12 protein-coding genes are annotated in these 11191 nt (G+C 67.3%); 5 read left to right on the forward strand and 7 right to left on the reverse strand.

Annotated features, from left to right (window positions below):
- On the reverse strand, positions 1 to 515 hold a 515-nt coding region (locus tag NN2_RS29570; RefSeq protein ID WP_174555030.1), incomplete at its 3' end, for an enoyl-CoA hydratase-related protein.
- A 145-nt stretch (positions 516 to 660) separates the two neighbouring features.
- Here NN2_RS29570 and NN2_RS29575 point away from each other — a divergent pair.
- A complete protein-coding gene (locus NN2_RS29575) occupies positions 661 to 1920 on the forward strand; it encodes a TetR/AcrR family transcriptional regulator (RefSeq protein ID WP_063017844.1) in 1260 nt (419 codons plus the stop codon).
- Between the two features lie 38 nt (positions 1921 to 1958).
- Here NN2_RS29575 and NN2_RS29580 read toward each other — a convergent pair whose 3' ends face one another.
- On the reverse strand, positions 1959 to 3422 hold the full coding sequence (locus NN2_RS29580; protein WP_082857374.1) for an aldehyde dehydrogenase family protein: 1464 nt from the start codon (positions 3420 to 3422) through the stop codon (positions 1959 to 1961).
- A 669-nt stretch (positions 3423 to 4091) separates the two neighbouring features.
- Between NN2_RS29580 and NN2_RS29585 the strand changes: the two genes are divergently transcribed.
- From NN2_RS29585 to NN2_RS29595, 3 genes are read left to right on the forward strand one after another with little or no spacing between them, the layout of a single operon-like run.
- Positions 4092 to 5054, forward strand: coding sequence for a daunorubicin/doxorubicin resistance ABC transporter ATP-binding protein DrrA (locus tag NN2_RS29585; RefSeq protein ID WP_063017848.1), 963 nt, complete (start codon positions 4092 to 4094; stop codon positions 5052 to 5054).
- Entirely contained in the window at positions 5051 to 5860 is an 810-nt protein-coding gene (locus NN2_RS29590; RefSeq protein ID WP_030513348.1) for an ABC transporter permease, read from the forward strand. Before NN2_RS29585 ends, NN2_RS29590 begins: the two co-directional genes overlap by 4 nt.
- A gap of 5 nt (positions 5861 to 5865) precedes the next feature.
- Entirely contained in the window at positions 5866 to 6723 is an 858-nt protein-coding gene (locus NN2_RS29595; protein ID WP_369801464.1) for an ABC transporter permease, read from the forward strand.
- Positions 6724 to 6743: 20 nt separating this feature from the next.
- Here the strand turns inward: NN2_RS29595 and NN2_RS29600 are convergent, their stop codons facing one another.
- From NN2_RS29600 to NN2_RS29610, 3 genes are all read right to left on the reverse strand, one after another.
- Positions 6744 to 7145, reverse strand: coding sequence for a type II toxin-antitoxin system death-on-curing family toxin (locus NN2_RS29600; protein WP_245658907.1), 402 nt, complete (start codon positions 7143 to 7145; stop codon positions 6744 to 6746).
- Positions 7142 to 7342: a hypothetical protein gene (locus NN2_RS29605; protein WP_063010369.1), complete on the reverse strand. Its 201-nt coding sequence runs from the start codon at positions 7340 to 7342 to the stop codon at positions 7142 to 7144. The genes NN2_RS29600 and NN2_RS29605 overlap by 4 nt, the downstream gene beginning before the upstream one ends.
- A 78-nt stretch (positions 7343 to 7420) precedes the next feature.
- Positions 7421 to 7801, reverse strand: a complete 381-nt coding sequence (locus tag NN2_RS29610; protein ID WP_063017850.1) for a MerR family transcriptional regulator — start codon at positions 7799 to 7801, stop codon at positions 7421 to 7423.
- Between the two features lie 65 nt (positions 7802 to 7866).
- Between NN2_RS29610 and NN2_RS29615 the strand changes: the two genes are divergently transcribed.
- A complete protein-coding gene (locus NN2_RS29615) occupies positions 7867 to 8751 on the forward strand; it encodes a polysaccharide deacetylase family protein (RefSeq protein WP_063017852.1) in 885 nt (294 codons plus the stop codon).
- Here NN2_RS29615 and NN2_RS29620 read toward each other — a convergent pair.
- Complete coding sequence (locus tag NN2_RS29620) at positions 8732 to 9934, reverse strand: Nramp family divalent metal transporter (RefSeq protein ID WP_245658908.1); 1203 nt, start codon at positions 9932 to 9934, stop codon at positions 8732 to 8734. The two genes, NN2_RS29615 and NN2_RS29620, sit on opposite strands and share 20 nt — an antisense overlap.
- Before the next feature lie 158 nt (positions 9935 to 10092).
- Positions 10093 to 11121: an alpha/beta hydrolase gene (locus NN2_RS29625; protein WP_063017856.1), complete on the reverse strand. Its 1029-nt coding sequence runs from the start codon at positions 11119 to 11121 to the stop codon at positions 10093 to 10095.
- Between the last annotated feature and the right edge of the window lie 70 nt (positions 11122 to 11191).

An 11191-nucleotide genomic window follows, 5' to 3' on the forward strand; every position in this document is an offset into this window, starting at 1 on the left:
CGCTCCCCGAGCAGCGCCAGCTCTGCCGCCAGCGCCCGCCCGGATGCCGCGGCCACCAGCGCGGCGGCGCCACCGTCGGGCATCAGGCCGATGTTGATGAAGGCCTGCAGTAGATAGGCCTCCTCGCTCGCATAGGTGAAATCGGCGGAAAGCGCCAGCGCCACACCGATTCCCGCGGCGGCGCCACGCACCCGCGCGATGACCGGCACCGGCGCGTCGATGATCGAGCGGACCATGCGGTTCGCGCCGTCCATGGTCATCTCCGGTGTGATGCCCCGCTCCTTCTCGGCGGCCGCCGCGGCCAGATCGGCGCCGGTGCAGAAGTCGCCGCCCGCCCCGGTCAGCACGACCACGCGGATCGACGAATCCTGCGCCACGTTGCTCAGCGTGTCACCGAGAGCGATCATCGCGTCGTAGCTGAGAGCGTTCTTGCGACCGGGATTGTCGATGGTCACCCGCAAAACGCGATCGTCCCGCACGATGGTGAGGCCGGGGGTGTGGTCGTGATCGCTCATGGTTACTCCCAGGTGGGCCGCCGCCGATGGCGACGATACGAGAATGATGGTTAACTTTGCGAATTGTGGTTAACTTATGTTGACTTGTCCGGCGCTGTCAACCAGTCGGCGCCGTCGACGAGCCGAAACGCAGAAGGAGAGGTGTATGGTCGCGGATCGCAGCGAGGCCGGGCTCGCATCCGCGCGACCGGGTACCACCACGACGCCCCGGCGTCGGCCGAAGAATCGCAAGGCACAGATCGTGCGGGTCGCCGCCCGCGCCTTCAGTGAACGTGGCTATCACCCGGTGGGCGTCGACGAGATCGCCGCCGAGGTGGGCATCTCGGGACCGGCGCTGTACCGCCACTTCGCCAACAAGTACGCACTGCTGGTGGCCGCCGCCGAGGCCGGCGCCCAGCAACTGCTCGACGCCGCCAAGGCGGCCGACGAACCCGGGCTCGATCCGAAATCGCGCCTCACCGCGCTGATCCGCGCGCTGGCCGAGCACACCATCGATGTCCGCCGCGAGGGCGGGTTGTACCGCTGGGAGCGCCGCTACCTCGAGCGGGAGGACCGCGCCCGCATCCGGGTGATCTACGACGAACTGCAGGATCTGATCGAATCCGCGGTCGCCGCGCTGCGACCGGATGCGCCGCCCGCCGATGTCGAACTGCTGGCGACCGGCATGCTGGGCGTGATCGGCAGTATCACCGCCCATCGCACCGCCCTGTCCAACGCGCGGCTCACCGATCTGATCCTCGATATGTGCTGGTCGCTCCTGCACACCGAACTGCCGCCGCTGCCGGATCCGGCGGCCACCGGGGCGCCGGTGCGCGGATTGCCGCTGAGTTCCAAACGCGAACAGCTGCTCACCGAGGCGATCCGCATCTTCGGCCGCCAGGGCTATCACGAGGCCAGTATCGAGGAGATCGGCGCCGCGGTCGGGATCAACGCGTCCAGCGTCTACCGCTATTTCGCGAGTAAATCCGATCTGCTGGCCGCCGCGTTCCACCGCACCGGCGAACGCGTCGCGATCGCGAATTCCGAGGCGCTGGCGGAGGCGACCAGCCGCTCCGACGCCGCGCTGCGCATCGCCGCCCGGTTCGCGCGGCTGACCTTCTCGACGCCGGAGATCCTGCCGGTCTACTTCGCCGAATTCTCGAATCTGCCCGCGGCCGAACAGCAGAAACTGCGTTCGGTGCAGCGTCAGAACGTGCTCGAGTGGGCGCATCTGCTCGACGACGACCCGGCCGAGGCGCGCTGCCGCGTCCATGCCGCCATCGCCCAGGTGGTCGATGTCGGGCGGCGGGTGCGCTTCGAGAATCGGCCGGAACATGTCGCCCGGGTGTGCGCGCTGATGGAAGCGGTTCTGCTGGGCTGGAATTCGCCGCCCGAGACGGCGCAGGGCGAACCGGTCCAGGCGTAGCCGGTCCAGGCCTAGCGATCCAGGCGGGGCGGCCGCGGCTAGAAGCGGCTGTGACGAATCCGGAAGATCGCACGGGTCAGCCGCAGATGGCGCGGGTGCCGGTCGAAACTCGACAGATCCACCGGCGCCCGATAGCGCTTCTCCGCGATCGCCAGCGTCCGGCTGAATTCGCGCAACCCGGCCTCGCCGTGCGTATGTCCCTGCCCGTACTCGCCGACACCGCCGAAGGGCAGGGCCGGATTGGCGGCGTAGGCCATGGTCGAATTCACCGTCACCACACCGGTTCTGATGCGTTCGGCGAAGTCGGCGACGCTCCGCACGTCGCGGGTGAACACCGAGACCGCCAGTCCCTGATCGGCGGCGTTGATGCGGTCGATGGCCTCGTCGATATTCGCCACCCGATTCACGATCAGCACCGGCCCGACCGCCTCCGCGGTGATCGCCTGGCTGTCCTCGGGCACGTCGGTGAGCACGATCGGCTCGATATACGGTTCGCGAATCGATTCCAGACCGCCCACCACGGCCCGGCCACCGCGCGCGATCGCGTCCTTGACCTGACGGCGGACCACGTCGACCTGGGCATCCATGATCATCGGCCCGTAGGAGGCCTTGCGGTCGCCGCCGGGACGCAGCGAACGCGCCCGGGCGACGACCCGTTCCAGGAACGGTTCGTAGACCGAGTCCGCGACGTAGGCCCGCTGGATACCGGCCGGGCTCTGCCCCGCGTTGGACATGGCACCGAACACCGCCGCCTCGGCCGCGGTGTCGAGTTTGGCGTCGACGTGCACGATCATCGTGCCCTTGCCGGCCTTCTCGACCACGACGGGCGTCAGGGTGGGTGCGCACAGTTCGATCACCTCGCGCGCACCGGCCTCCGAGCCGGCGTAGGCAATCTTGTCGACCCGAGCGCGGCACAGTTCGGCACTGGTGGCGCTGGTTCCCGTGATCGCCTGCAGGACGGGTTTGTCCGGCGCCAGTGCCGCCCAGCTGTCGGCCAGCCACACGCCGACACCCGGGGTGAGCTCACTGGGTTTGAACACCACCGCGTTGCCGGCGGCCATCGCATAGGCGATCGAGCCCATCGGCGTGAAGACCGGATTGTTCGGGGAGCCGAGCACCCCGACCACGCCCAGCGGCAGATAGCCCACCGACGCGCGCTGATTGCGGGTGAGCCAGGTCGAGGCGAGTTTGCTTCGCCCCAAAAGCTTTTCGGCATTGCGCGCGGCCCAGTTCAGATGTTCCACGGCGAGCATGATCTCGATCGCGGCATCGACGCGCGGCTTACCCGACTCGGTGCAGATCAATTCGGCCAGCTCGCCGGCATTGCGGGCGATACTGCGCTTCCATTCCAGCAGCCAGCGCTTGCGCCCGGCGAATCCGATTGCCGCCCACCAGGTCTCGGCCGACCGGGCGGCGCGCACGACGTCGGTGACCGCGGCCGCGTCCAGGATCGGATATTCCCCGATGAGCTCGCCGGTGCGTGGATCGTGGGACTTCAGCATCTCGGCCATTGGCCACCCTCTCGCCGGCGGAGACCTCGGCAGTCGTTCGACGTGCGCACCAGCAGCGGGCGGGCGACGATGCCGCAGGAGGGTGCGGACGAATCGGATACCGCTCCCCTGATCGTCAGACTATGGTGCCCTCCGGGCGGGCGACAACAACCGCGAACATCCTACGAACCACCCGGTCCGCGTCCGGACCAGCGACAATGGTGATCGGTGCCGGTTGGACACCGGAAGTGTGACCAACGCCACAGATTACGGGCGCTGCCGCATTTCGACTTCACCACGTTTCAGATCGCGGTAGAACCTACCGCGATGGAAAAATTCGGGACCGCGAGCGGCATCCCGAGCTCGCGGCACCGACAGCCGCGCAGCCGGACGAAGTAACATCGCGCCCGGTGGAAGGTATCCATCAACCGGGACAAAGATCAGCGTTCCGGACAATCCGGTCGCGCCCCGGCCGATAGTGGAGAGTTGATGCCGAGTTTGGACAACGCAGGATCACACACACCGCGTGAGGATTCGGGCGCTACCGACGCGGCAGCGTCTCGGACAGGTACCGACGCGGCAGCGTCCCACGCCGACAGCGGCGCGGCAGCGTCCCGGGCAGGTAGCGGCGCGGCAGCAACGCGGGCCGGTTCCGACGCCACCGGCGGTGCCGATACCGCGGTGCGCGTATCGGGTGCCGATCCGGCCGTCGTGGTCGACGATGTGCGCAAATCCTTCGGCGAGGTGCAGGCCCTGCAGGGCATCAGCTTCACCGCCGCCCGCGCCTCGGTGCTGGGCATCCTCGGACCCAACGGCGCCGGCAAGACCACCACGGTCAAGATCCTGTCCACCCTGCTGCGACCGGATTCGGGCAGCGCCTCGGTGGCCGGGCACGACGTGGTCGCCGATGCGGCCGGGGTGCGGCGTTCGATCATGATGACCGGGCAGTACGCGGCGCTGGACGAGAATCTCTCCGGCCGCGAGAACCTCGAACTGTTCGGCCGGCTGATGGGTCTGCCCAAGAAGGACGCCCGCCGCCGCGCCGACACCCTGCTCGAGGAGTTCGACCTGGTCGGCGCCGGTAAGCGCGCGGTCCGGCACTACTCCGGCGGTATGCGCCGCCGCGTCGACATCGCCTGCGGGCTCGTGGTGCGCCCGGAGGTGGTCTTCCTCGACGAGCCGACCACCGGCCTCGATCCACGCAGCCGCCAGGGCGTCTGGGATCTGGTCAACGCGCTCAAGGAGCAGGGCATCACGGTGCTGCTGACCACGCAGTATCTCGAAGAGGCCGACGTCCTCAGCGACAACATCATCGTCATCGACAAGGGCACGGTGATCGCCGAGGGCACCGCCGACGAACTCAAGGAGAAGACCGGCGGCAGCTACTGCGAGGTGGTCCCGCTGGATCCGACGCAGCTGCGCAAGGCGGTGACCGCCCTCGGGGAGCTGGTACCCGAGGCCCTGCGGCACGAATTCGCCGGCGACCGGATCTCCATTCCGGCCCCCGACGGGGCGAGCACCCTCGCCGAGGCGGTACGCCGCCTCGACGCCGCGGGCCTCGAACTGGCCGATATCGCGCTGCGGCGGCCCTCGCTCGACGACGTGTTCCTGTCCATCACCGGTCATTCCGGCGGACATCAATGAGCGCGCCGGTGGCCGCCGAGGCCCGCCTCTTCGCGCAGATGCCCGAGGCGCGGATCTCCAGCTTCGCCCAGTGGCGGGCGCTGACCGGGCGGATCGTGCGCACGATGGCGACCAAGGGTGAACTGGTCGTCGCGGTGATCACGCCGCTGGTGTTCACCCTCGGGTTCTATCTGCCGCTGCGGTATGTGATGCAGTTCCGCGGCATCGACTACGCGCAGTTCGTGATGCCGATCATCGTGCTGCAGACCATGTCGTTCACCATGATGTCGAATGCGCAGATCGCGGCCTTCGAATCGATGACCGGTCTGCACACCCGCATGCAGACCATGCCGATCGGGCCGATGGTTCCGCTGGTCTCCCGCATCTGCGCGGGCCTGGTGCGTTCGGTGACCTCACTGATCGCGGCCTTGATCTTCGGATACATGATCGGTTTCCGGTTCACCGCCGGACTCGGACAGGCCGTGCTGTTCTGCGCGTTCTCGCTGGCCGTCGGGACCGTGCTGGCGATCGGCGCGGACGCGCTGGGCAGTTTCACCAAGAGTCCGGAGGCGCTGAGTCAGGCGCTGACGCTGCCGACGCTGATTCTCGGCATGCTCTCGTGCGGCTTCGTGCCGGAATCCGGATTCCCGGCGTGGATTCGTCCGTTCGCCCGCAATCAGCCGGTCTCCCAGTTCTCCTTCGCCCTGCGGGATATGGCCGCGGGCGGCGTGAGCTGGCATGTGCTGTGGGTGCCGCTGGTGTGGTTGATCAGTCTGACGGCGGCCTTCGTTCCGCTGGCGGTGTGGGCGAGTGTGAGGCGATCGTGAGCAGTCTGACCATCGATGCCACCGAGGCGTCTCCGGAAACTCTCGGCTGGAAGACGCCGCTGCCGAGGGTCGCGGCTCGATCGGAGCGGTCGGTCGCGACCTGGGCACGGCACAGCCTGATCCAGTGCAAACGGTTGCTGATGGTGTGGGCGCGCGACCCCGCGACCACCATCCAGACGCTGATCTACCCGGCCCTGACCCTGCTGATGTTCCGGATCGTGCTCGGCGATTCGATCACCGCGGCCACCGGCATGCCCAGCGTCTACGGCACGGTCCCCCTGATCACCCTGGTGGCGGCGATGTCCGGAGCGGTGGTCAGCGCGCTGGGCTTCAAGACCGAGAAGTACACCGGCCTGCTGGGCCGCTTCTGGACGATGCCGATCCACCGGGCCGCGGGACTCACCGGGCGACTGCTCGCCGAGGCGCTGCGCGTCCTGGTGACCACGCTGTTCGTGATCGCGGTCGGCGTCTGCATCGGCTTCCGCTTCTGGAACGGTCCGCTGGCCTCCCTGGCCATGATCGGCATCCCGGTGCTGTTCGGCGTGGGCTTCGCGGTGATGGTCACCGCCCTGGCCACCGTCTCCGAGGGCGTGATGCTGGTCAACATCGTCAGCATCATCAACACCCTGCTGATGTTCTTCAACTCCGGCTTCGTCCCGGTCTTCGCCTACCCCACGTGGTTGCAGAAGGTCGTCGAGAACCAGCCCATGAGCACCGCCATCGACGCGATGCGCGGACTCTGCTGGGACGGCCCCGTCGCCGAACCCCTGTGGAAGACCGTCGCCTGGGTGCTCGGCATGATCGTGGTCTTCGGCTACCCGGCCGTGCGAGGCTACCGCCGCGCCGCAGAGACGGGCGCATAAGGCCGCGACGGCGAGGGCGATCAACGAACCGCGAGAAATTCCAGCGCTTCGGCGATGGCCGGAATCTCCACGACTGCACCGGTGGCGACGTCCACGACCAAGCTTTCGCAGTAGTCCGTGTCGACTCGAAGTCGCACGCCGTTGAATGCGAGAAACATCATGCACGCCAACCATGCTGTTCGCTTGTTGCCGTCGATGAACGGATGATTCCGAGACAACGACTGGAGCAGTGCTGCCGCCTTCTCGAACAAGCCGGGGTAGACCACCACCCCGAACGCACGAGTTTGTGGTCGGTACACCGCCGACTGCAGTAATCCGATGTCCCGCACCATCGTCCGGACATCGCCCGTTACCCGATCCGCGATCATCAGGACGTCCTCCAGATCCACGTAGACCACGGAATCCTCGGAAAGGTCGGTCACTTCAGCCGATCCAGAAGTTCGGCCCAGCGGCCCATTTCGACGTCAAGAATTTCACGTGCCCGATCGCGATGGTCGTGCCGCGCGACATACTCGGCCACAGCCTTGTTGATCATCGTATTGATGCTGATGCCCTCTGCCTCGGCCTGTCTCTTGACTGCCGCTTCATTGTCATCGGTGAACCGTACGTTGATCGCCACGCAGGAATAGTACCAGTTTGGTACCACGGTCCGGCTGCGCGCACGCTGACAGCCGGCGCCAACTCCGGCCGCATCGGATCAGCCGACTGACGCCGGGCGGGCGCAGCCGCGTAGTTCGCCGATGTAGGTGGTCATGGCGTCGCGGTTGCGGGTGAGCAGGTCGATGCGCTGGGTCAGGCGGTCGCGCTGATGTTCGAGGGTCGCGATGATTTCCGGTGTGGCGTCGGCGAAATGAATGTCGCGCGGATCGTCCAGGCAGGGCAGGATCTGCTTGATGATCCGCGTGGGCAGGCCCGCGTCCAATAGTCCGCGGATGTGCAGGATCTGATCGACCAGGCGCTCGTCGTAGTCGCGATAGCCGTTATCGCAGCGGCGCACCCGGATCAGTCCCTGCTCCTCGTAGTAGCGCAGCAGCCGCCGGGAGGTATCGGTCCGCTCCGCCAACTCACCGATTCGCATATGCTCTACCTCACAACGACTTTCGGTTGACCTTCACATCTATGTCAAGGTCCGACGATACCGGCATGAGCACGGACATCACACTGTACGACTACTCCCCGATCACCGAGCGCGAGCCGATCCACTGGCCCGACGGTAAGCGAGTCGCGTTCTACGTCGGCCTCAATATCGAACATTTCTACGTCGACCTGCCGGGTACCGCGACCTACGAGGGCACCACCGCACTGACGCCGGACGCGCTGAACTACGGCTGGCGCGACTACGGGCCGCGGGTGGGCATCTGGCGCCAGATCCAGCTGCTCGACAAATACGGGATTCGCGCCAGCGCGCTGCTGAATTCCGATGTGGGCGAACGGTATCCGCAGATCATCGCGGCCGGGAAGGAACGCGGCTGGGATTGGCTCGCGCACGGCAGCAGCAACAGCCACCTGCACACCGGACTGTCGCTGGAAGAGGAGCGCCGCGTTCTGACCGACATCGTCTCGACCATCGAGAAGACCACCGGCCGCCGGCCGCGGGGCTGGATGGGTCCCGGGCTCACCGAAACCTTCCACACGCCCGGGCTCCTGGCCGAACTGGGGCTGGAATACGTCCTCGACTGGACCAACGACGATCAGCCCTATCGGCTGAATGTGCCGGGGATGCTGAGCGTTCCGTATTCGGTGGAACTGAACGACATCGGCATCTTCGTCAGCAAGGGGCTCACCGGCCCCGATTTCGTCCGCATGGTCCGCGACCAACTCGACCAGCTCTACGCCGACTCCGCCGACAGCGGCCGGGTGCTGGCGCTGGCCCTGCACCCGTTCGTCACCGGTCAGGCGTTCCGGCACCGCTATCTGGACGAGGCGCTCGAGTACGTGGTGAACCATCCGGGCGTGTGGGTGACCACCAGCGACGAGATCGCCGCGCACTATCGGCGGACGACGGCCGCTAGCGACCGGCCACGGTGAGATAGATCAGCAGCAGGTTCAGCGCGCTGATCACGGCGGCGCTCAGCCACGCGGCCACGGTGGTCGCCCGTCGATTGGCGTCCGCGCCCATCAGGCTGCGATCACCGGTGAACCGCACCAGCGGGATCAGCGCGAACGGGATGCCGAAGGACAGCACCACCTGCGAGACGATCAGCGCGCGGGTCGGGTCCACGCCGGCGGCGAGGATGAGCAGAGCGGGAATCAGGGTGACCACGCGGCGCAACAGCAGCGGCACCTTGCGGCGCAGCAGCCCGTCCATGATCATCGCGCCGGCGTAGGCGCCCACCGAGGTGGAGGCCAGCCCGGAGGCCAGCAGTGCCACGGCAAGCAGCAGCGCGGCCCAGGGGCCGAGAACCTCCCGGACCGCGGCGTGGGCGGATTCGATCGAGTCGACATCGCGGCCGCCGAGCGTGGCGGCGGCCATCAGCAGCATCGCGAGATTGACCGCGCCGGCGATGATCATGGCTAGGCCGACATCCATCCGGGTCGCGCGCAGCAGGCGACTGCGGCGCGGGCCCGGCTCGGTGCGGCCGTGCCGGTCGCGGGTCAGGCCGGAGTGCAGATAGATGGCGTGCGGCATGACCGTGGCGCCGATCATGGCGGCCGCGAGCAGGACGCTCTGCGCCCCGTCGAAACGCGGCACCAGCCCGCCGGCCACCCCGGCGGGCGAGGGCGGCGAGATCACCACACCGGCCAGGAACCCGATCGCGATCACCGCCAGCAGGCCGATGATCACGCGCTCGAACGGCTGTTGCCCGCGGCGGTTCTGCACGGCCAGCAGGGCCATCGACACCACGCCGGTGATCACGCCGCCGAGCAGCAGCGGCAGGCCGAACAGCAGGTTCAAGGCGATCGCGCCACCGACGACTTCGGCGAGATCGGTTGCCATCGCGGTCAATTCGGCCTGACCCCAATAGGCCAGCCGGACCGGGCGCCCGGCTCGTTCGCGCACGATCTGCGGTAGCGAGCGGCCGGTCACCACCCCCAGTTTCGCCGACAGGTACTGCACCAGCGCGGCCATCACATTCGCCATGACGACCACCCACACCAGCAGGTAGCCGTACTGCGCGCCGGCGCTGATATTGGAGGCCACATTCCCGGGATCGACATAGGCGATCGCCGCCACGAAAGCCGGGCCCAGCAGCACCACGAGCGAACGCAGCCGATTCCGGCGCGTGGGCCCGACCTCGACGGTGATCGCATCCATGAAAAATAGTTTACGGCGAACCGAACTTTTTAGTGAGACAGCCCCCGGAAAATGGCGAATCCGCCCCGATCGCGACGGCGATCGAGGCGGATTCGGTGGTTCGTTCGGGGCAGTCAGATGCCCAGACCGCGGGCCAGCACCGGCCACGAGTCGAGGAAGTCGTCGTGCCAGTAGCCCCACGAGTGGGTGCCGGAGTTACGGAAGTTGTAGGTCGCCGGAATGTTCAGCGAGTCCAGCTTCGTCTGCAGGTTGTGGCTGCAGTAGTTGGTCGCGGCCTCGATCACGCCGCCGATGACGAGCTGGTTGCCCAGACCGTAGGCGCCGGGCAGGGCGTAGGGGCCGTTGAGGGTGTCCCACTGGCCGGGCAGGCCGTTACCCGAGGAGATGTACAGGTTCGCGCCGCGCAGCTGATCGGCGTGCAGCAGCGGGTCGTTGTCCTGCCAGGCCGGGTTGTCGTCGTCGCCGTACATGTTGCGCACGTCGCCGCCGCCCCAGGTGTTGACGGTGAGCTTCACCGCTTCGCGGCCGACGTCGGTGCTGCTCTCCGCGCAGCCGGAGTAGGCGGCCACCGACTTGTACAGACCCGGCTTGGCGATCGCCAGGTTCAGCACCGAGGTGCCCGAAGTCGACAGGCCCGCAATGGCATTGACGCCGTTGGTGCCCAGCGCGCCGTCGATCAGCGGAGGCAGCTCCTCGGTGAAGAAGGTCTTCCACTTGTTGCGGCCCAGGTTCGGGTCGTCCTTCAGCCAGTCGGTGTAGTAGCTCCACTTACCGCCGATGGGCTGCACGACGTTGACGTTCTTGTCGGACAGGAAGCCGTTGACGATGTCGGTCTTCTTCTGCCACGACGCGTCGTCCTCGCCGCCGCCCGCGCCGTTGAGCAGATACAGGGTCGGGCGCGGCACCGACGCGTCGGCGGGGCGCTGCACATCGACCGGGAAGGTGCGGTTCATCGCCGCCGAGTGGACGTACAGCCGGATGCTGCGGTCGTCCTTGTAGGTGGCCTTCTCGATACGCGATCCGTCGGGCGACTGCGGGTCGGCCAACAGGGACTTCGAGGCGATGACCGGATCGTCCGCCGAGGCGGACGTTGCGCCGACTCCGGCCACGACGCCTGTGAGGACCCCGGTGGCCGCGAGCACGGCAGCAGCTCTCAGGCCACTACGCCGGAAGTGTCGACGAATCAATGTTCACACCTTCGCTATCTGCTCG

The organism is Nocardia nova NBRC 15556, assembly GCF_001613005.1.
GTDB lineage: Bacteria > Actinomycetota > Actinomycetes > Mycobacteriales > Mycobacteriaceae > Nocardia > Nocardia nova.